We start from the raw sequence: 19,843 nt of genomic DNA, 5'->3' as shown, positions 1-19,843 counted from the left end.
CGGTCCGTTACATTCGGCGCATGATGCCGCGATGAGGAGCCGCGCCGCGATTGTCCGTGAGGTCGGCGGGGACTGGTCGGTGGAGGAATTCGAGCTCGACCCGCCACGCGCCGGTGAGGTTTTGCTGCAGATGGCGGCCGCCGGACTGTGCCACTCCGACGATCACATCCGATCGGGGCAGCTGGCCGCGCCCAAAGGTGCTGCGGTGCCGAGCATGCCGCCCACGATCGGTGGTCACGAAGGTTCGGCGGTGGTGCTCGAGGTGGGTCCGGGCGTCACCCGGTTCTCCCCCGGCGACCACGTGGTGACGTCGTTTCTGGCGGTGTGCGGGAAATGTCGTTGGTGCACAAGCGGTATGGAGTATCTGTGCGACGTGGGCGCCGGCACCCTCATCCCGGGAATGCCGACCGATGGCACCTTCCGCCACCACAGCCTCTCCGGCGAGGAGCTGCGGCACACCTCGAAGATCGGCGCGTTCGCCGAACACACTGTGGTGGCGGCAGATTCGCTGGTGAAGATCGACCCGTCGTTGCCCCTGGTGCCCAGCGCGCTGCTGTCCTGCGCGGTGCCCACCGGCTACGGGTCTGCGGTGCGCCGCGCCGGGGTACGCGCCGGCGACACGGTCGTGGTCATCGGCGCCGGAGGCATCGGCACCGCCGCAGTCCAGGGTGCGCACCTCGGTGGCGCATCGCAGGTTGTCGCGGTCGATCCGGTGGCGTTCAAGCGGGATTCCGCGCTGTCCTTCGGCGCGACCCACACCGCGGCGACGGTCGCCGAAGCTGTTGACCTCGTTCGGGAGCTGACCCGCGGCGTGATGGCCGACGCCGTGGTCGTGTCACCGTCGATGATCGGTGACGGCGACGTCGCCGACGCCTTGTCCCTGACCCGGAAGGGCGGCACCTGCGTGCTGACGGGGATGGCCGCGCCGTCTGCCGGGGCCGTGCAGCTCGACCTGCAGGACCTGATCCTGATGAACAAGAACCTGTGCGGCACGCTTTTCGGCTCGTGCAACCCGACCACCGAAGTGCCGGCGCTGGCACAGCTGTATCAAGATGGCCGGCTCAAGCTCGACGAGATGATCACCCGCCGCTACCGGCTCGACGAAATCAACTCTGCGTTCGACGATCTGCTCGGCGGCCGGGTGATTCGGGCCGTGCTGGATTTCACCTAGCCCAGGACTGCGTTGATCCTGTAACCAGGGCGGTGGTTACTCGCACAAACGAGCCGTAGGTACAGGGTCAACGGTTTCCCGCAATGCCCTTGGCGACCAGCTTGGTCTCCAGGTACTCCTCGAATCCGGCCAGGCCCATCTCCCGGCCGATGCCGGACTGCTTGTAGCCGCCGAACGGTGCGTCCGGCGAGTACCAGACACCGCCGTTGACGTTGATGGTCCCGGTGCGCAACCGCGAGGCCACCCAGTCGACCCGGTCCTGATCGGTGCCGACGACCGCGCCGGACAGGCCGTACGGCGAGTCGTTGGCGATGCGCACGGCGTCGGCGTCACCGTCGTGGGCGATCACGGTGAGCACCGGGCCGAAGATCTCTTCGCGGGCCACCCGGGCGTCGTTGGTGAGGCCGGCGATGACGGTCGGCTCGATGTAGAAGCCGCGGGTCCGGTCCGCGGGGCGGCCGCCGCCGCAGGCGAACCGGCCGCCCTCCTCGAGCGCCAACCGCAGGTAGCCCTCGACCCGGTCGCGCTGGCGCGCCGAGATCAGCGGACCGCACACCGTGGCCGGGTCGGTCGGATCCCCGAAACCGATGCCGGACATGGCCGTTGCCGCCGCGGCGACGGCCTCGTCGTACCGCGCGCGCGGCACCAGCAGTCGGGTGGTGAAGGCGCAGCCCTGGCCGGCATGCATCGCGACGCCGGCGGCCGCGGCGGCACAGGCAGCAGGTAGGTCGGCGTCGTCGAGCACGAGGTAGGCCGACTTGCCGCCGAGTTCCAGGAACACCTTCTTGATGGTGTGCGACGCGGCCACCATGACGGCCCGGCCGGTGGCCGTCGATCCGGTGAACGACACCAGATCCACACGTGGATCCTCGGTCAGTTGCGCGCCGATCCGGTGCTCGCTGGAGGTGACGACGTTCACGACACCCGCGGGAAAGTCCGTGCGTTCGTTGATGATCCGGCCCACTTCAGCCGCGCACCACGGAGTGTCCGGGGCTGCCTTGAGCACGACGGTGTTGCCGGCGGCCAGCGCCGGGCCGAGTTTGGCGAAGTTGATCTGGTGCGGGAAATTCCAGGGCGTCACCGCACCGACGACGCCGCAGGGCTCGCGGACCACGGTGCGCCGGGTCGGTTTGCCGAACGGCGCGGCCTCCCCGAGATCGGTTGTCCATTGGTAGTTCTCGGCGAGGTCGGCCACATAACCCAGACCGTCGACCGGTGCCTGCAGGTGACCGCCGTAGGTCGGCGCGACCGGGGCGCCCACCTCGGCGACGGTGATGGTCCGCAGGTGCTCGATCTCGTCGGTGAGCGCATCGTGCAACTGCCGCAGGCAATGCACCCGCAGCGCGGTGTCCCGGGACCAGTCGGTGTCATCGAATGCGGTGCGGGCCGCGGCGATGGCGCGGTCCATGTCGTCGCCGTCGGCGTCGGCGGCATGCCCCAGCGCCTCCTCGGTGGCCGGGTTGATCGTCGCGAACTCGCCGGCGCCGCCCGCCACGAGCTGCCCGTCGATCAGCAGGGCGGTGATCACGTGATCGTCAGTCCCTCAAGGGTTTCCGCGTCACGCCAGGCCGCGAGAATGTCGGCGTACTCGGTGGGGCTGCCGAAGAAGAAGCTGTCCTGGTTCAGCCGATCGCTGGGCTGCCCTTCGCGGTTGTAGTAGCCGGGTGTGCAAGCTTCGCGGCGGCCGGCGATCACCACCGACCGTGCCACCACATTCCGGACCCAAGCCTCCTCGGCCGCTTCGCTCGCTTCCAGTTCCGCGATGTCGTTCTTGAGCGCCCACGCGATCACCCACGCGGTGTGCCTGGACTGGGTGTCGATCAGATACGGGAAGTTCACCGTGAATCCGGACTGCGCGATGCTGGCGATGAAACAGTTGGGAAATCCGTTGACGTGCAAACCATGCAGGGTGCGGACCCCATCGGACCACTTGTCGGTCAACGTCTTTCCGTCGCGGCCGATCACCTCGAAGCCGGTGCGCCGGGTGTAGTCGGTGCCGACCTCGAAGCCGGTGGCGAAAATCAGGCAGTCCAAAGGGAACTCGGTGCCGTCCACCACGACCCCGGCAGCGCTGATCTGCTCGACACCGCGGCCCCGGGTATCGACCAGGGTGACGTTGTCCCGGTTGAACGCCTGCAGGTACTCGTCGTGGAAGCAGGGCCGCTTGCAGTAGTAGCCGTACCAGGGCTTGAGCCCCTCGGCAGTGGCCGGGTCGGTCACCAGCGCGTCGATGCGCGCGCGGATCTGTTCCATCTTCGCGAAATCGGCCAGCTCCGCTGTCGAGGCCCGCGGGTCGGTGCCTTCCTTCGCGATCGGCATGGCTTTGGCCAGGCCCGTCCAGGCATCAGCCACCAGGTCCTCATCGGCCTGCCCACCCGCGGTGAGGATCTGAAAATTCTCGATGCGGCGCTGCTGCCAACCGGGTTCGAGCGCTGCCGCCCAGGCCGGGTCGGTGGGCGCGTTCGCCCGCACGTCGACCGTCGACGGCGTGCGCTGGAACACGAACAACTCTCCGACCGCCGGCGCCAGGCGCGGCACGCACTGGATGGACGTCGCACCGGTCCCGATGATCCCGACCCGCTTGTCGGCCAGGTTCTCCAGGCGTGCGCCGGTGTACTCGTAGTCCCAGCGGCTGGTGTGGAACGCATGACCTTGGAACTCGGTGATGCCCTCGATACCCGGCAGCTTCGGCTTCTGCAGATAGCCGTTGGCCATCGAGACGAACCGGGCCCGGATGGCGTCGCCGTGGTTGGTGGCGATCACCCAGCGCGAATCGGCCGGGTCCCAACGGATTTCCTGCACCTCGGTCTGCAGGCAGGCGTTCCGGTACAGGTCGTAGTGCTCGGCGATGGCCTGGCAGTGCGCGAAAATCTCGGCACCCTTGGCGTACTTCTCGGTCGGCACGTAGCCCAGCTCTTCGAGCAGCGGCATGTACACGTACGACTCGACGTCACAGGCGATCCCGGGATACCGGTTCCAATACCAGGTGCCGCCCACGTCGGACGCCTTGTCGATGAGCCGGATATCGGCCACGCCCAATTCCCGCAGCCGGGCGCCGGTGAGCAGCCCGCCGAAACCGGCCCCGATGATCGCTACGTCGACCTTGTCGGTCATCGGCTTGCGGGTGAAACCCGGCTCAGCCCAAGGGTCTTCACCGAAGGTGGCGAATCGGCCGGTGATCTCCACGTATTGGCCGATGCCGTCGGTCCGCAGCCGCCGCGCGCGTTCCTCCGCGTACCGCCGGCGCAATGCCTCTGGGTCGAACGTCGCGCTGCTGCCGCCATGCGTCATCGATGCATATTGGAACACGTTTCAGTTTCTGGCAAGGGTTCATGCGCTGTCCCGGTGCGCCAGCGCCACGCGCAGCTGCTGCCGGCCGCGCGACACCCGCGACACCACCGTGCCCATCGGCACGCCCATGAGCACGGCAGTCTCGGCGTAGGTATGGCCCTGGACCCCGACGTAGAACACGGCCGTCCGGGCACCGTCGGGCAACTCGGCCAGCGCGGCCACGACGTCAGCGTCGGGCATGACGTCGAGCACCTCCACCTCCGCGGAACGACGGGCGGCCGATGGTTCATGGCCAACCGCGGCGACCACCTCGAGTGACACTTCGGCGGGTCGACTCTGCCGGTACCGGTGTCGGCTTACCCACCGGTTGTGCAGAATCCGGAAGAGCCACGCGTTGAGATTGGTGCCCGGCCGAAACGATCCGAAGCCCTCGTAGGCATGTAACAGGGTGTCCTGCAACAAATCTTCGGCGTCGGCTTCAGAGTGCGTCAGTCGGCGGGCGCCGCGGCCGAGCGCGTCGAGCAGCGGGACCGCCTCGACGACGAACCGGGCCGCGAGTTCAGGGTCCGGCACCGCTGCTGCCGTCACGATCGAATCCCCTTTGCAACCGGTGACGGTGATGTCGCACCGCTGAATTCAGACTCGTCGCACGGCGGCCGCAGGGGACCTTTGAAAGTCCGTAGTCGACAACTCGGATCCGTGGTCGCGGCGGGATGGATGACTTCGCGGGCCGGCTCGCGTTCAACACCGCGCAGGGTCAACTCCCTGCCGAACCAGCCAAAGGAGACAACGTGAGCTTGGACAACATTTCCCACCTCGGGCAGGCAGGGCTCGGTGAGTTGGTTCCGTCGCGCTACGCGCTACCCGTCGGCGACATCGACGTACTGGTGATCAGTGACGGCGTCCTGCCGATCACGGCGTCGACGCTGGGCACCAATGTCCCGCCGGCCGAACTGACGGAATGGTTGGACGACAACTTCCTGCCACCCGAGATCGTCGACTGGCCGCTGAACATCGTGGTCGTCCGTAGCGGGGACCGCACGATCCTGGTCGACGCCGGGCTGGGGCTGGAATTTCCGGACTTCCCGCGGGCCGGGCAGACCATCCAGCGCCTGGAGGCCGCCGGTGTCGACCTCGCGTCGGTGACCGATGTCGTGCTGACCCACATGCACATGGACCACGTCGGCGGGCTGATCACCGAAGGGGTGAAGGAGCGGTTCCGGCCGGACCTGCGCGTGCATGCCGCCACCGCCGAGGCCGAGTTCTGGGCGGCGCCTGACTTCTCCCACACCGTCATGCCCGGGCCCATCCCGGACGTGCTGCGCCGGTGCGCCACGCAGTTCCTGGATCAGTACAGCGGTCAACTGCGGACATTCGAGACGGACTACGAAGTCGCGCCAGGCGTGCTCATCTCCCGCACCGGCGGTCACACCCCAGGGCACAGCGTGGTTCGCCTGGAGTCGCGCGGCGAAAAGCTCACCTTCGCAGGCGATGCCGTGTTCGCCCCCGGCTTCGATAATCCCGAGTGGCAGAACGGTTTCGAGCACGACCCCGAAGAGGCGGCCCGCGTCCGTGTCCGCCTGCTGCGGGAGGTCGCGGCGACCGGCGAGGCATTGGTTGCGACGCACTTGCCGTTCCCTTCGGTGTGCCATGTGGCCGCCGTCGGCGACACCTTCCGGTGCGTGCCCGCAGTCTGGGACTACTGACCCCAGCAACGAGAACGGCCCCCGGACCTATTGTCCGGGGGCCGTTCTCAGCCTGTCTTTCGGTGGGATCAGGCCGCCGCGCCGCCGCCGTCCGCGTGCAGCGTCGAACCGGTGATGAAACTGGACCGCGGGGACGCCAGGAACAGCACCGCCTGCGCGATCTCGGCCGGCTGTGCCGTGCGACCCAGCGGCAGCCCGCGTCCCAGTTCGTCGTTGCTGTCACCCCATTCGGCGACCACACCGGGTGTCGCGGTCGGTCCGGGGGCCACGCTGTTGACGCGCACGCCCTGTGGCCCGAATTCCGTTGCCCACGTGCGGGTCAGCGATTCCAGCGCGGCCTTGGACGCGCTGTAGCTCGATGCCCCGGGCACACCCTTGAACGCGACCATCGAGGTGACGTTGACGATGCTCCCCCGGCCTCGGCGGAGCATGCCCGGCACCAGTGCCGCGACGAGGAAATAGGCGCCGCGCACATTGGTGTCGAAGGTGGATTCGAACGACGCCACGTCCTGCGCCACGGTCAGCGCGCCCGGAAAGCTGGCGGCGTTGTTGACGACGATATCGACATCACCGCACTGTCGGGCAAGGGCTTTCACCGATTCGAGGTCGGCCAGGTCCGCGGCGATGAACCGCACCCCGAGTGCGGCGGCCGCCGCCGCACCGCGGTCCGCGGAGCGTCCGGTGATGATCACCGCGGCGCCTTCAGCGGCCAGCAGGCGCGCCGTCTCGAACCCGATGCCCGCGGTCCCGCCGGTGACCAGCGCGGTCAGCCCGGTCAGTTCCGTCACTGCGTGGCCAGCCAGTCCACCAACCGGAGGTCGGAGATGATGGCGTCGCCGCTGGTGACCAGACCCGTGTCGCCGACCTTGGTGCCGAAGTACACGGCCGCCGGGTCGACCACGATCGGTAGGGTTTGGCCGCGGTGGGCCAGCGCCAGTTTGGCCAGGCCGGCGAACGTCAGCTTGTCCGGTCCCCCGATGTTCACGATGCCGTCGACTGGTGCGGCCTGCGCGGCCCGTGCGACTTCCGCGGCCACGTCGGCGCCGGCGATCGGCTGGATGAGACCCTCGGGCACCCGAACCTCGCCGTCCACCGTCAGCGATGCGGTGATCGCGTCGGCGAACTCATGAAACTGGGTGGCCCGCACGAGGGTGTACGGCAGCCCCGACTCGACGATGATGCGTTCCTGGGCGACCTTGGCGCGCATGTACCCGCTGTCGGGCAGGCTGTCACACCCCACGATCGACAACGCGACGTAGTGTCCGACGCCCGTGGCCTTCGCCGCAGCCACCAGATTGGTCGCCGACTTGGTGAAGAACTCCAGCACCGGACCGTCGGCGAAGTCGGGCGAGTTGACGACGTCGACCAGCACGTCGGAGCCCGCGAGCGCCTCCGTCAGACCCGCGCCGGTCAGGACATCGGCGCCCGTGTCCCGCGAAGCCGCTACGGTCTCGTGACCGGCCTCTTTGAGCAGCGCGACGACCTTCGAACCGATCTGGCCGCTGGCGCCCATCACAGTGATCTTCATCAGACACACCCTTTCGAGTTGTTTCGGTTGTGCAGCTTCAAGCCTGGCAGTTACCGAGGGCGTGCGGACCCCGGAAAGTCCGTAGTCTGCGCCCGGTGATCAGTCGAGGAAGGCCACGTTCTCGCCGATCGGATTTCGGGGCGTATCAAGGTGGTTGGCCGGGAAAGCCGGGTCGGGGTAGCCGATCGCGATCCCGCACAGGATCGAGAGCTCCTCGGGAATGTCGAGCTGCTCACGCAGCACCTCCGGGTAAAAACTGATCGACACCTGAACACAACTCCCCAGGCGCCGCTCGGTCAATGCCAGCATCAACGTCTGCAGGAACATCCCGACGCCCATCGCGTCCACGGCGCCGAAGTCGCGGTGCATGCACACCACCCCCGCGACGGGGGCACGAAAGAACTCCCAGTTGCGCCGCTGCGCCGCCCAGCGGCCCTCCGCGTCGGTGCGCTCGATGCCCATCGCGCCATAGACCAGAGCGCCGCTCTCCCGACGCAGGTGCGCGAACCGGGGCGGCAGACCGGCCGAGCCCACCTCGGGCGGCGCGGTGTCGACGGCGGTGAGCAGTGCATCGACCAGCCGTGCGCGCCGCTCGCCGGTAACGAGGTACACGTGCCACGGCTGGGTGTTGGAATTCGACGGCGCCCGGATCGCCAGCGCCAGGGCCTCGTCGAGCAGCTCACGCGGAACCGGCTTGTCCGGCAAGAACATCCGCGCTGAGCGACGCGCCCGGACGATGTCGCCGAACCCGGCCGTCATCGGACTCGCCGGTCCTTGCGAGCTTCGAGTTCGTCCTCCTCGACGACCACGAGCATCGGCACGCCCGGCGTGCAGATCATCGTGACGAGGAACCGCAGCGGCACATCAGTGCGGTTGTTGGCGTCCGAGTAGTGGATGATGTCGCCGCCGGGCTCCCAGAAGGCTTCCCCGGCCTTGATCACCCGAGGTGCTTCACCTTCCAATTCGAAGAGCATCTCGCCCTCCAAGACATAACCGAACGACGGTCCACCGGGGTGCCGGTGCGGCGGTGCACCCGCGCTGCCGGCGGGCCACTCGATGATCGACGTCATCACGTGGGCATCGGCCGGAATGAACGGCGGCGTGACGGTCTGGATCGTCGTGATGGCTTTCATGAGGTCAGCTGTCGCGAACATCGTTGCTCCCTGCGTCGAATTCAGACCCGGCCGGACGGCCATCGCGGGTATGACTTCAGCGTCGCAGCGGAGTGGATCGGCGACACCCTTGGAAGTCCGTAGTCCTGTGGGCGCCGACTCAGCTGGCCGGGAAGATCGTGCGGAGCTGACGCCGGGAGGTGATACCCAACTTCACGAAGACCTTTCGCAGATGCCATTCCACGGTGTGCGTGCTGATGAACAACTGCGCACCGATCTCCTGGTTCGTCAGCCCTTCGCCGGCGAGGCGGGCGATCTGGGCCTCCTGGGCCGTCAGCTCGTCCCCGGAGTTCACCGGCTCCTTGCGGACCTTCTTCCCGGCGGCGATCAGCTCTCGACGCGCCCGCTCGGCGAAGGCCTCCGCACCCATGCGGCTGAAAAGCCGGTACGCCTCGTCGAGGTGCTTGCGGGCATCGGTGCGCCGGTTCATCCGACGCAGCCATTCGCCGTAACACAGGTGGGTCCGCGCCAGGTGGATGACGATCGTGGTGCGCTCGAGTCGCTCGATCGCTTCGACGTACAGGGCGTCGGCGTCGGCGTCATCGGCGATGAACGCGCGCGCATGGGCGAGCGCACCGAGGCCCCAGTCGGTGCCACTGGGGCCCGCACGCAATGCCAGCAGCTGCACCGCCCACTCGGCAGTTGCCTTGTCACCGACGCGCGTTGCCGCTTCGGTCAGCTCGAACAGACCCCAGCTGTGGAAGCCGAGGTCGTTGTATTCACAGCAGTCCCGGGCCGCGGCGAAGGCCTCCGGATACCTACCCAGCCCGTTATAGAGCACCGCGGACAGATAGCCCGTGACGCCGAGCACCCGACCTTCACCCCTGGCCCGCGCGTCGGCGGCGGCAGATTCGATCAGGCCGGTCGCTTCACCCGGAACGCCGCGGAACGCCGCCAACGACAGCGAGTGGTAGCGCAGGGGTGCATAGTCCGTCGCGGCGGCGATCGAGGCGGCCTCATCGATCAGCGTTGTCGCCGTGCTGAATTCACCTGCCACCATGTGAACACCCGCCCGGAAGGCGAGCGCCGCCGGAAGGACGGCCAGGGCTCCGGCATCCCGCGCCTGCCGCACCGCGGCGGTGGCCAATTGCCGGTAGTGCGCATCGTCCCACACCTCACCGGTGGCTGATTCCTGAATGATGGCCAGGCCCAACGACATCCACCGCAGGACATGTCCGTCGTGCGCATCACTGCACATGAGTTCCAATGCGGCGCGCATCTGTTCCCCACCGCCGCCGGTGGTGATTCGGCTCGTCACACCACTCAACAACAGGTCGACGGGGCGATCGAGGTTCTTCGCGTCACCGAGCGCCGCACCCGCCGCTTCGGCCACCCGCACCAACATGTCCGGTCCGCCGAGCCGGCCGGCATACATCGCCGCGGCCAGCGCTTCGAGGTACGTCTCTCTGGCGAGGTTCTCGTCAAGCGCCTCAAGACATTTCGCCGCCGCAAGTAGTTCCGGCACGGAGTCGCTGAGCGGCCGGACGTCGGGACCGCCGCCCCGACTGCGAGCGAACGCCATCTGGGCTCGCAACCGATCCACTTGCGCGCGTTGCAAATCCGTGAGTGGACCGAGCTCTGCAATCGCCAGCAGTTCATATGCGGCAGCCGGTGCTGCGGCGTCGCGTTTGGCCTGTGCCGCTGCAAGCGCCCGGACCGTGCGCGTCGCCGGGTCTGCGGTGAGCACAGTCGCACGCTCCAAGAACGCCGCCGCCGCCGCGATGCCGCCCTTGCCGTGCGCGCGGTCGGCGGAACGCGCCAGATCCGCGGCAACCACATCGTCGGGACCAGACGCGGCGTTGGCCGCGTGCCAGGCCCGGCGGTCCGGGTCATGGATCGGATCTGTGGCATCGGCCAGCGCCCGGTGGACTGCCCTGCGCTCGTTCAGGTTTGCCGCGCGGTATGCGGCCGAACGCATCAACGGATGACGGAAGCGCATCCGCGACCCGAGCTCGATGCATCCCGCTGCCTCGGCCGGCGCCAACGCGTCGACGGGCACCCCCAGGTTGGCCGCCGCGCGTACGAACAACGCGGCGTCGCCCACCGGTTCCGCAGCCGCCAACAACAACAATCGCCGGGCATCCGGTGAAAGCGCCTGGATACGACGGATGTAGCCGTCCTCGACCTGCCCCATCACGCCGCGTCCGGTCGCCATGTTCCAGAAACCGCCCGCAAGCTCCGCCGCGGGGACACTTCGCGGCACTTCGAGCAGGGCCAGCGGAATCCCCCGCGTCTCGGCCACGACGCGGTCGCGGACCCGCTCGTCGATCCGGGCCAGGAGCACCGAGTCGAGTAGATCGCGAGCGTCGGCATCCGACAGACCGGTTATCGCCAGTTCAGGCAGGCCACCAAGCGCCTCGGCACCGGTGTTGCGGGCCGCGAACAGGACCACGACCGGCTCGGCCAGGAAGCGCCGCGCGACGAAGGCGAGGGTCTGCACCGATACCTGGTCAAGCCACTGCGCGTCATCGACGAGGCACAGCAGGGGCTGGTCGGCGGTCGCGGCGGCCAGCAGGCTGAGCACCGCAAGCCCCACGAGAAACCGATCGGGCGCCGCGCCCACGCCCCGACCGAAGGCCACATCCAAGGCTTCGCGCTGCGGCGTGGGCAGCTCGTCGAGGTGATGCAGCAGGGGTGCGCACAGCTGGTGCAGGCCCGCGTAGGCCAGCTCCATATCGGACTCGACGCCCGTCACCTGGATGCGGCGAAATCCGTCGGCCGTCTCCGCCACGTGCCGCAGCAGCGCGGTCTTGCCGACCCCGGCCTCACCGCGCAGCACCAGCACCTGGCTGCCGCTGGACTGCGCGGTCGACAACAGATCGCGCAGCGTCGCGATCTCCTTGTCACGGCCACGCAAGCGCGGCCCACGCCCCTGGCTCGACATCGGCACCACCGAATCTAGTTGCTGTCAGCAGTCTTACCAGACACAAAAGTGCCCCAAAACCGGAGTTCTGGGGCACCTTCGCGTCTGCTCGTGCAGAGAAGAACTAGCCCTTGCGAGCCTTGATGGCGTCGGTCAGCTGCGGGCTGACGTTGAACAGGTCGCCCACGATGCCGAGGTCCGCGATCTCGAAGATCGGGGCCTCTTCGTCCTTGTTGACCGCGATGATGGTCTTGGACGTCTGCATGCCGGCGCGGTGCTGGATGGCGCCCGAGATACCCAGGGCGATGTACAGCTGCGGGGCAACGGTCTTACCGGTCTGGCCGACCTGGAACTGACCGCCGTAGTAGCCCGAGTCGACCGCGGCACGCGAGGCACCGACGGCACCGCCGAGCGAGTCGGCCAGGGCCTCGACGACCGCGAAGTTGTCGGCGCTGCCGACACCACGGCCACCGGCGACCACGACGCTGGCCTCGGTGAGCTCCGGACGGTCACCGGCGACAGCCGGCTCGCGCGAGGTGATCTTGGTGGCGTTCTCGGCCTGGGCCGGAACCTCGACGTTGACGACCTCGCCGGCGCCAGCTGCCGGGGCGGCCTCGATGGCACCCGGACGGACTGCGATGACCGGGAGCACGTCGTTGGCCTGTGCCTCGACGGTGTAAGCGCCACCGAAGATGCTGTGCACGCCAACGCCACCGGCCTTGACGTCGATGACGTCGACCAGCAGGCCGGCGCCCAGACGCGCGGCCAGGCGACCCGCGACCTCTTTGCCCTCGGTGCTGGCGACGGTCAGGACCGCGGCCGGGCCGGCGGACTCGACGAGCGCCTCCAGCACATCGACGGTGGGGGTGACCAGGAAGCTGGCCGCGTCAGCCGACTCGGCGACGTAGATCTTGGCCGCGCCGGCGGCCTTGAGGGCGTCGGTCAGCGGGGCGGCGGTGCCCGGGGCACCCACCACCACGGCAGCCGGCTCACCGAGCACGCGAGCGGCGGTGATCAGTTCGGTGCTCACCTTCTTGAGGGCACCATCGGCGTGCTCGACGAGCACAAGTACTTCAGCCATGCGTATTTGCCTCTGTGTCTTTCGTGGAAGTTTCGGTGGGGTGGGGGCTAGATCAGCTTCTGAGCAACGAGGTACTCGGCGATCTTGTTGCCACCCTCGCCCTCGTCAGCGATCTTCTCGCCCGCGGCCTTGGCCGGCTTCGGCGTCGACGACAGCACCTTGCTGCTGGCGTTGGCGACACCGACCTCGTCGGCCTCGACACCGATCTCAGCCAGGGTCAGCACGGTGACCGGCTTCTTCTTGGCGGCCATGATGCCCTTGAACGACGGGAAGCGGGCTTCGCCGATGCGCTCGTTGACACTGACGACGGCGGGCAGTGCGGCCTCCAGGCCGAAGACGCCCTCGTCGGTCTCGCGCTCACCGGTGACCTTGCCGCCCTCGACGGAGATGCTGCGCAGGGAGGTCAACTGGGGCAGGCCCAGCAGCTCGGCGATGACCGCGGGAACCGCGCCACCGACACCATCGGTGGACTCGTTGCCACCGATGACCAACTCGGCGCCCTCGATGGTGCCCAGGGCGCGGGCCAGGGTCCAACCGGTCTGCACGATGTCCGAACCCTTGAGCTGGTCGTCCTTCACGTGCACCGCGTTGTCGGCGCCCATGGACAGAGCCTTGCGGATGGCCTCGGTGGCCCGCTCCGGTCCGACCGTCAGCACGGTGACGGTGCCGGCGCCGCCGGCGGCCTCTTCCTTTTCCTTGATCTGCAGCGCTGCCTCGACGGCGCGCTCGTTGATCTCGTCGAGCACCGCGTCCGCGGACTCGCGGTCGAGGGTGAAGTCGCCGTCGTTGAGCTTGCGCTCCGACTCATAGTCAGGGACCTGTTTGATCAGGACCACGATGTTCGTCATGGGTGTGGTTCGTCCTCCTCGATGAGGCCGGCGTCGGCCTGGCATTCACGATTCACGCAACGACCAACATGTTACTACTCGGTAACTTATGTGGCATGGCGCAGGAACACCATAGCTGGTCGAGCGCCGCCCGAGGATGCCGCCTTTTGTTTTCTTGACCACACTTGAACCGGTTCGGCAACATGGCAGAACCAGCAGGTGGGACGGCCCAACCAATTGGGCCTGGTAGTTCAGCGACCACTCTGCACTAGCCTGCCTATCTAATGAGCACTTTTCCCGAAACCCAGCCGACGACAAACGAGGCCTCGGCTGCAACGCTCTTGCCAGTCATGCCACTGACCGGTGAGCGCACCGTTCCGGATCTGGCCGAGGAGAACTACTGGTTCCGCCGCCACGAGGTGGTCTACCGGCGACTGGTCGACCGCTGCCGCGACCGCGACGTCCTGGAAGCCGGTGCCGGCGAGGGCTATGGCGCAGATCTCATCGCCGACGTCGCGCGCCGCGTGATCGGACTGGATTACGACGAGTCCTCGGTGGCGCACATCCGCGCCCGCTACCCGCGGGTCGAGATGCTGCACGGCAACCTCGCCGCGCTGCCCCTGCCCGACGCCTCGGTCGACGTGGTGGTCAACTTCCAGGTCATCGAACACCTGTGGGACCAGGGCCAATTCGTCGCCGAGTGCCTGCGCGTGCTGCGTCCGGGTGGCGTCCTGCTGATGTCGACGCCGAACCGCATCACCTTCACGCCCGGCAGCGACGTCCCGCTGAACCCGTTCCACACCCGCGAACTCAACGCCGCCGAGATGACCGAGCTGCTGACCGAACAGGGCTTCGTCATGGAGGCCATGCTGGGCGTCTATCACGGTGCCGGGCTGCGTGCGCTCGACGCCCGGTACGGCGGCTCCATCATCCAGGCGCAGATCGACCGCGCGGTGGCCGACGCACCCTGGCCGACGGACCTGCTGGCCGACGTGGCCGCGGTGACGATCGACGACTTCGATCTGCTGGATGCCGCTGCTGCCGACATCGATATCGACGACAGCCTCGACCTGGTGGCAATCGCGGTGCGGCCGTGAGTGATTCGTCCAGCACGCCCGTACCGGGGATGTTCACCCTGGTGCTGCACACGCACCTGCCGTGGCTGGCGCACCACGGCCGCTGGCCGGTCGGCGAGGAGTGGCTGTATCAGTCATGGGCGACGGCGTACCTGCCCCTGACCCGCGTGCTCCACGAGCTGGCGGAGGAAGGTCGCAGCCACCTCCTGACCCTGGGCATGACGCCCGTCGTCACCGCACAACTCGATGATCCGTACTGCCTGGCCGGCATGCAGCAGTGGCTGTCCAACTGGCAGCTGCGCGCCCTCGAGGCGACCACCGTTCGGGACGGCGGCGGCGCCCCCGAGACCTTCAACTCACCGGAAGCGTTGCGCGCCTTCGGCATTCACGAGCACCAGCAGGCCGGTGCGGCACTCGCCGAATTCGCCGACCACTGGCAGCACGGCGGCAGCCCAGTGCTGCGGCAGCTCATCGGCGCGGGCACCATCGAATTGCTCGGCGGCCCGCTGTCGCATCCGTTCCAACCGCTGCTCAACCCCCGGCTGCGGGAGTTCGCACTGGGCGAGGGCCTGGCCGACGCCGGCGCCCGGTTCGCGCACACCCCCGGCGGCATCTGGGCGCCCGAATGTGCGTACGCCCCCGGCATGGAGACCGGCTATGCGGCCGCCGGCGTCACCCACTTCATGGTCGACGGCCCGTCGCTGCACGGCGACACGGCGCTCGGCCGCCCGGTCGGCGAGTCGGACGTCGTCGCCTTCGGGCGCGACCTGCAGGTTAGTTACCGCGTGTGGTCCCCCAAGTCCGGTTACCCGGGACACCCGGCCTACCGGGACTTCCACACCTACGACCATCTCACCGGACTCAAGCCCGCCCGGGTCACCGGCCGCACCGTCGCGTCGGAGTCGAAGGCGCCCTACGAGCCGGAACGGGCCGTCGCGGCCATCGACGCGCACGTCGCGGATTTCGTCAACACCGTTCGGCGACGGCTGCTTTCGGAGTCCGAGCGCATCGGACGCCCGGCACACGTGGTCGCCGCATTCGACACCGAGTTGTTCGGGCACTGGTGGCACGAGGGACCGGAATGGCTGGCGCGGGTATTGCGCGCGCTGCCCGAGGCCGGGGTCCAGGTCGGCACCCTGTCGGACGCGATCAACAACGGCTTCGTCGGCTCCCCGGTCGAGCTGCCGCCCAGCTCCTGGGGTTCGGGCAAGGACTGGCAGGTCTGGTCCGGTGAGCAGGTCGCCGACTTCGTCACGCTCAACGCCGAGGTCGTGGATACCGCGCTGACCACGGTGGACAAGGCCCTGGCCCAGGATTCGGCCTACCCGGCACGGGACCGCGTGGCCGACCAGATCCTGCGCGAGGCGCTGCTGACCGTCTCGAGCGACTGGCCCTTCATGGTCAGCAAAGACACCGCGGCGGAATATGCTCGCTATCGCGCGCATCTGCACGCACACGCCACCCGCGAGATCGCCGGTGCCCTCGCGTCTGGACGGCGCGATCAGGCCCTGACGCTCGCGGAGGGTTGGAACCGCGCCGACGGACTGTTCGGCGCCCTGGATGCCAGGCGGTTGCCCCGATGAAAATCCTCATGGTCTCGTGGGAGTACCCACCCGTGGTGATCGGTGGCCTCGGACGCCACGTCCACCATCTGGCGGTCGAGCTGGCCGCCCGCGGCCACGAGGTCGTGGTGCTGTGCCGCCGGCCCGCGGACACCGACCCCAGCACGCACCCCACCACCAACGAGGTGCACGAGGGCGTGTGGGTGATCTCCGCGGCCCTCGACCCGAACGAGTTCACCTTCGGCACCGACATGATGGCCTGGACGCTGGCCATGGGGCACGCCATGGTTCGTGCCGGCCTGAGCCTGCGCGACTGGACGCCCGATGTCGTACATGCCCACGACTGGCTCGTCGCGCACCCCGCGGTCACCCTGGCCGAGTTCTTCGACGTGCCACTGGTCTCCACCATCCACGCCACCGAGGCAGGCCGGCATTCCGGCTGGCTCTCCGGTCCGGTGAGCCGGCAGGTGCACTCGCTGGAATCGTGGCTCGTGCACGAGTCCGACTCACTGATCACCTGTTCGGTGTCCATGGGCGAGGAGATCACCGAGCTGTTCGGGCCCGAGCTGCCCGACGTGAGCGTCATCTGTAATGGCATCGACACGGCCGGCTGGCCGTTCGCGATGCGGCGCAAGCACGACGGCCCGGCCGAGCTCCTGTTCGTCGGCCGCCTCGAGTACGAGAAGGGCGTGCACGACGTCATCGCCGCGCTGCCCCGCATCCGGCGGACCCACCCCGGCACCACGCTGACCATCGCCGGCGACGGCACCCAGTACGACTGGCTGGTCGAGGAAGCCCGCAAGAACAAGGTCACCAAGGCCGTGAATTTCGTTGGCCGCGTGGACCATTCAGGCCTGCTGGAGCTGCTGCACCGGGCCGACGCCGCGGTGCTGCCGAGCCACTATGAGCCGTTCGGCATCGTGGCGCTGGAGGCCGCCGCAGCCGGCACGCCGCTGGTGACCTCCAACGTCGGCGGGCTCGGCGAGGCCGTGATCAACGGCAAGACCGGTGTCTCGTGCCCGCCACGGAACGTCGGCGCGCTGGCGTCCGCGGTCCGCAAGGTGCTCGACGATCCGCCGGCCGCGCAGCAGCGCGCCCTGGCCGCCCGGGACCGGTTGAACCACGACTTCTCGTGGCAGCACGTCGCCGCCGAGACGTCGGACGTGTACCTGGCCGCCAAGCGCGGCGAACGCCTGCCACACGCCCGTCGTCCCATCGTGGAGCGCCCCCTGCCCGACCGCGGCTGAGGGTTTCGCCGCGAGCTTCGCTTGACGGATATACCCCCCGGGGGTACAAACGGCAGTGTGTTCACTCGCCGCAGTTTCCTGATCGCGTCTGCTGTCACGGGCGCGTCCACCTTCGCCGGGGTCGCCGCGTGCGGCAAGACGCCGTCCCCCGCCGCGGCAAGTGGCATCGACAAGAAGGCCATTGCCGCCGCCGAGGCGGCCCGTCCGCACACCGGCCGCACCGTCTCCGTGGCACTGCGCCCGCAGCCGGCCACCGTCGACCTCGGCGGCGTCACCGTGCAGACCCTCGCATACGGCGACCAGGTGCCCGGCCCGCTGATCCGCGCGTCGGTGGGCGACGAGTTGGCAGTCCGCGTGTCCAACGGCCTCGACCATGACACGTCGTTGCACTGGCACGGCATCGCGCTGCGGGGCGACATGGACGGCGCGTCGCCCGCGACACCGAACATCAAGCCGGGCAACGACTTCACCTACAACTTCTCCGTCCCGCACGCCGGCACCTACTGGGCGCATCCGCACACCGGGCTCGACGCGGACTACGGGCTGTACCTACCGGTGATCGTCGACGACCCGGCCGACCGCGGCCGGTACGACGCGGAATGGATTGTGGTCCTTGATGACTGGACCTCAGGCGCTGGCAAGTCACCGCAGCAGATCTACGACGGCCTGCGCGCGATGGGCAACATGGGCGGGCACGACATGAGCAGCATGGGCGACATGCCAATGGCGACGAGCGCGCTGCTCGGCGGCGACGCCGGTGACGTCAAGTACCCCTACTTCCTCGCCAACGGCCGCATTCCCACCGCACCAACAGTTTTCAATGCCAAGCCGGGACAACGAATCCGGCTGCGCATCATCAACGCCGGCGCCGATACCGCATTCCGGGTGGCCCTGGCCGGGCACCGCATGACCGTCACGCACACCGACGGATTCCCGGTCGACCCGGTGGACGTGGACGCGCTGCTGCTGGGCATGGGCGAGCGCTACGACGTCATCGTCACCGCGGGCGACGGGGTCTTCCCATTGGTGGCAGAGGCCGAGGGCAAAGACAGCGCCGCCCGCGCCATCCTGTCGACCGGCGCGGGCACCGCGCCGGAGCCAGCATTCCGGCCCAAGGAGCTGACCCAAAAGGTCGGCACCGTCGCCGATTTCACCGCCACCTCAGCCGTCGACCTGGGGCCGCTCACGCCGGACGTCGCGCTGACCGCGGAACTCACCGGCTCGATGATGAAGTACGACTGGGGTATCAACGGGCGGTCGTTCGACAACCGGCAGGCACTGACCGTCCGTCAGGGCCAGCGCGCCACCATGACCTTCGCCAACTCGACGACCATGTGGCATCCCATCCACCTGCACGGGCACACCTTTCAGGTGCTACACGCCGACGGGAGTCGCGGCCCACGCAAGGACACGCTGATCGTGCTACCCAAGCAGAAGGTGACCGTCGCGCTCATCGCGGACAACCCCGGCGAATGGATGCTGCACTGCCACAACGCCTATCACCAGGAGGCAGGCATGATGACGACGCTCAACTACACGAGCTGACTACCGAGAGCTCTTCTTGCGTTCGATGTCGGCCAATGCCCGGGCGAGTTCCTCGCGCTCGGCGGCGGAGGTCTCCCAGTCCAGCTTGCGGTTCCTGACCACCTTGGCCGGTGCACCGACGGCAATGGAGAAGTCCGGAATCTCGCCCTTGACCACCGCGTGGGCACCCAGCACGCAGCCGCGGCCGATGCTGGTGTTGCGCAGGATCGTCACCTTGGCGGCGACCCAGGTGTCCGGACCGATCCGCACCGGGCCCTTGACGATGCCCTGGTCCTTGATCGGCAGCTCCATGCTGTCCATCTTGTGGTCGAAGTCGCAGACGTAGCACCAGTCGGCCATCAGCGCCGAATCGCCGAGCTCGATGTCCAGGTAGGTGTTGATGACGTTGTCGCGGCCCAGCACCACCTTGTCGCCGAATCGCAGCGACCCCTCGTGACAACGAATGGTGTTCTTGTCACCGATGTGGACCCAGCGGCCGATCTCCATCTGCGCCAGCTCGGGCGTGCACTGAATCTCCACGCCCTTGCCGAGGAACACCATGCCGCGCGTGATGATGTGCGGGTTGGCCAGCTTGAACTTGAGCAGGCGCCAGTACCGCACGAGGTACCACGGGGTGTAGGCCTTGTTGTCGAGCACCCATTTCAACGACTCGCGGGTGAGGAAGCGCGCCTGTCGCGGATCGCGCAACCGCGAACCCCGCCATCGTTTGTGAATCGGTGCGCCCCACATCGTCGTCATGGCCGGAAAGCCTACGCGAGGCGAAATCGGACATTC

Annotated in this window: 17 protein-coding genes; 6 read left to right on the top strand and 11 right to left on the bottom strand. The window is 68.2% G+C overall.

Annotation, left to right across the window (positions count from 1 at the left end; genetic code table 11):
- The first annotated feature begins 31 nt into the window (after positions 1 to 31).
- Positions 32 to 1,171, top strand: coding sequence for an NDMA-dependent alcohol dehydrogenase (locus tag ACNO8X_RS13485; RefSeq protein ID WP_418005695.1), 1,140 nt, complete (start codon positions 32 to 34; stop codon positions 1,169 to 1,171).
- 67 nt (positions 1,172 to 1,238) lie between these two features.
- Here ACNO8X_RS13485 and ACNO8X_RS13480 read toward each other — a convergent pair whose 3' ends face one another.
- From ACNO8X_RS13480 to ACNO8X_RS13470, 3 genes are read right to left on the bottom strand one after another with little or no spacing between them, the layout of a single operon-like run.
- Entirely contained in the window at positions 1,239 to 2,699 is a 1,461-nt protein-coding gene (locus ACNO8X_RS13480; protein WP_418005694.1) for an aldehyde dehydrogenase, read from the bottom strand.
- Positions 2,696 to 4,462 (bottom strand): flavin-containing monooxygenase, encoded by a 1,767-nt coding sequence (locus ACNO8X_RS13475; RefSeq protein ID WP_418005693.1) that lies wholly within the window; start codon positions 4,460 to 4,462, stop codon positions 2,696 to 2,698. The genes ACNO8X_RS13480 and ACNO8X_RS13475 overlap by 4 nt, the downstream gene beginning before the upstream one ends.
- Positions 4,463 to 4,501: 39 nt before the next feature.
- Complete coding sequence (locus ACNO8X_RS13470) at positions 4,502 to 5,050, bottom strand: sigma-70 family RNA polymerase sigma factor (protein ID WP_418005692.1); 549 nt, start codon at positions 5,048 to 5,050, stop codon at positions 4,502 to 4,504.
- A gap of 203 nt (positions 5,051 to 5,253) precedes the next feature.
- Here ACNO8X_RS13470 and ACNO8X_RS13465 point away from each other — a divergent pair, with 203 nt between their 5' ends.
- The gene (locus ACNO8X_RS13465) at positions 5,254 to 6,168 is read left to right on the top strand and encodes an MBL fold metallo-hydrolase (protein ID WP_418005691.1); all 915 of its coding nucleotides are present in this window, start codon (positions 5,254 to 5,256) and stop codon (positions 6,166 to 6,168) included.
- 68 nt (positions 6,169 to 6,236) lie between these two features.
- Here the strand turns inward: ACNO8X_RS13465 and ACNO8X_RS13460 are convergent, their stop codons facing one another.
- From ACNO8X_RS13460 to ACNO8X_RS13430, 7 genes are all read right to left on the bottom strand, one after another.
- On the bottom strand, positions 6,237 to 6,956 hold the full coding sequence (locus ACNO8X_RS13460) for an SDR family NAD(P)-dependent oxidoreductase (protein ID WP_418005690.1): 720 nt from the start codon (positions 6,954 to 6,956) through the stop codon (positions 6,237 to 6,239).
- Positions 6,953 to 7,696 (bottom strand): SDR family oxidoreductase, encoded by a 744-nt coding sequence (locus ACNO8X_RS13455; RefSeq protein ID WP_418005689.1) that lies wholly within the window; start codon positions 7,694 to 7,696, stop codon positions 6,953 to 6,955. The genes ACNO8X_RS13460 and ACNO8X_RS13455 overlap by 4 nt, the downstream gene beginning before the upstream one ends.
- A gap of 99 nt (positions 7,697 to 7,795) precedes the next feature.
- Positions 7,796 to 8,455 (bottom strand): nitroreductase, encoded by a 660-nt coding sequence (locus ACNO8X_RS13450; protein ID WP_418005688.1) that lies wholly within the window; start codon positions 8,453 to 8,455, stop codon positions 7,796 to 7,798.
- Positions 8,452 to 8,850 (bottom strand): cupin domain-containing protein, encoded by a 399-nt coding sequence (locus ACNO8X_RS13445; protein WP_418005687.1) that lies wholly within the window; start codon positions 8,848 to 8,850, stop codon positions 8,452 to 8,454. The genes ACNO8X_RS13450 and ACNO8X_RS13445 overlap by 4 nt, the downstream gene beginning before the upstream one ends.
- A gap of 118 nt (positions 8,851 to 8,968) precedes the next feature.
- Positions 8,969 to 11,752, bottom strand: coding sequence for an AAA family ATPase (locus ACNO8X_RS13440; protein ID WP_418005686.1), 2,784 nt, complete (start codon positions 11,750 to 11,752; stop codon positions 8,969 to 8,971).
- Between the two features lie 103 nt (positions 11,753 to 11,855).
- On the bottom strand, positions 11,856 to 12,812 hold the full coding sequence (locus ACNO8X_RS13435) for an electron transfer flavoprotein subunit alpha/FixB family protein (protein WP_418005685.1): 957 nt from the start codon (positions 12,810 to 12,812) through the stop codon (positions 11,856 to 11,858).
- Positions 12,813 to 12,859: 47 nt separating this feature from the next.
- Positions 12,860 to 13,660, bottom strand: coding sequence for an electron transfer flavoprotein subunit beta/FixA family protein (locus ACNO8X_RS13430; protein ID WP_418005684.1), 801 nt, complete (start codon positions 13,658 to 13,660; stop codon positions 12,860 to 12,862).
- Positions 13,661 to 13,989: 329 nt separating this feature from the next.
- Here ACNO8X_RS13430 and ACNO8X_RS13425 point away from each other — a divergent pair, with 329 nt between their 5' ends.
- From ACNO8X_RS13425 to ACNO8X_RS13410, 4 genes are read left to right on the top strand one after another with little or no spacing between them, the layout of a single operon-like run.
- Complete coding sequence (locus ACNO8X_RS13425; protein WP_418005683.1) at positions 13,990 to 14,736, top strand: class I SAM-dependent methyltransferase; 747 nt, start codon at positions 13,990 to 13,992, stop codon at positions 14,734 to 14,736.
- A 29-nt stretch (positions 14,737 to 14,765) separates the two neighbouring features.
- Positions 14,766 to 16,298, top strand: a complete 1,533-nt coding sequence (locus ACNO8X_RS13420; RefSeq protein WP_418005889.1) for a 1,4-alpha-glucan branching protein domain-containing protein — start codon at positions 14,766 to 14,768, stop codon at positions 16,296 to 16,298.
- Positions 16,295 to 17,524 carry a glycosyltransferase family 4 protein gene (locus ACNO8X_RS13415; protein ID WP_418005682.1) on the top strand — a complete coding sequence of 410 codons (1,230 nt, stop codon included), beginning with the start codon at positions 16,295 to 16,297 and terminating at the stop codon, positions 17,522 to 17,524. Before ACNO8X_RS13420 ends, ACNO8X_RS13415 begins: the two co-directional genes overlap by 4 nt.
- A gap of 57 nt (positions 17,525 to 17,581) precedes the next feature.
- A complete protein-coding gene (locus tag ACNO8X_RS13410; protein WP_418005681.1) occupies positions 17,582 to 19,069 on the top strand; it encodes a multicopper oxidase family protein in 1,488 nt (495 codons plus the stop codon).
- Here the strand turns inward: ACNO8X_RS13410 and ACNO8X_RS13405 are convergent, their stop codons facing one another.
- A complete protein-coding gene (locus ACNO8X_RS13405; protein ID WP_043395209.1) occupies positions 19,070 to 19,807 on the bottom strand; it encodes an acyltransferase in 738 nt (245 codons plus the stop codon). It lies immediately after the preceding gene.
- Positions 19,808 to 19,843 lie beyond the last annotated feature (36 nt).

Origin of the sequence: Mycobacterium sp. PDNC021, assembly GCF_048282635.1 — a bacterium.
GTDB lineage: Bacteria > Actinomycetota > Actinomycetes > Mycobacteriales > Mycobacteriaceae > Mycobacterium > Mycobacterium llatzerense.
Note: the sequence above shows the minus strand (reverse complement) of the source record. Positions and strands in the feature narration are given on the sequence as shown.

What these genes read in the sequence shown, in the direction of transcription:
- ACNO8X_RS13440 (WP_418005686.1), bottom strand. Translation starts at nt 11,752, where the DNA reads ATGTCGAGCCAGGGGCGTGGGCCGCGCTTGCGTGGCCGTGACAAGGAG.
- ACNO8X_RS13420 (WP_418005889.1), top strand. Translation starts at nt 14,766, where the DNA reads ATGTTCACCCTGGTGCTGCACACGCACCTGCCGTGGCTGGCGCACCAC.
- ACNO8X_RS13435 (WP_418005685.1), bottom strand. Translation starts at nt 12,812, where the DNA reads ATGGCTGAAGTACTTGTGCTCGTCGAGCACGCCGATGGTGCCCTCAAG.
- ACNO8X_RS13405 (WP_043395209.1), bottom strand. Translation starts at nt 19,807, where the DNA reads ATGACGACGATGTGGGGCGCACCGATTCACAAACGATGGCGGGGTTCG.
- ACNO8X_RS13430 (WP_418005684.1), bottom strand. Translation starts at nt 13,660, where the DNA reads ATGACGAACATCGTGGTCCTGATCAAACAGGTCCCTGACTATGAGTCG.
- ACNO8X_RS13475 (WP_418005693.1), bottom strand. Translation starts at nt 4,462, where the DNA reads ATGACGCATGGCGGCAGCAGCGCGACGTTCGACCCAGAGGCATTGCGC.
- ACNO8X_RS13485 (WP_418005695.1), top strand. Translation starts at nt 32, where the DNA reads ATGAGGAGCCGCGCCGCGATTGTCCGTGAGGTCGGCGGGGACTGGTCG.
- ACNO8X_RS13415 (WP_418005682.1), top strand. Translation starts at nt 16,295, where the DNA reads ATGAAAATCCTCATGGTCTCGTGGGAGTACCCACCCGTGGTGATCGGT.
- ACNO8X_RS13455 (WP_418005689.1), bottom strand. Translation starts at nt 7,696, where the DNA reads ATGAAGATCACTGTGATGGGCGCCAGCGGCCAGATCGGTTCGAAGGTC.
- ACNO8X_RS13425 (WP_418005683.1), top strand. Translation starts at nt 13,990, where the DNA reads ATGCCACTGACCGGTGAGCGCACCGTTCCGGATCTGGCCGAGGAGAAC.
- ACNO8X_RS13450 (WP_418005688.1), bottom strand. Translation starts at nt 8,455, where the DNA reads ATGACGGCCGGGTTCGGCGACATCGTCCGGGCGCGTCGCTCAGCGCGG.
- ACNO8X_RS13445 (WP_418005687.1), bottom strand. Translation starts at nt 8,850, where the DNA reads ATGTTCGCGACAGCTGACCTCATGAAAGCCATCACGACGATCCAGACC.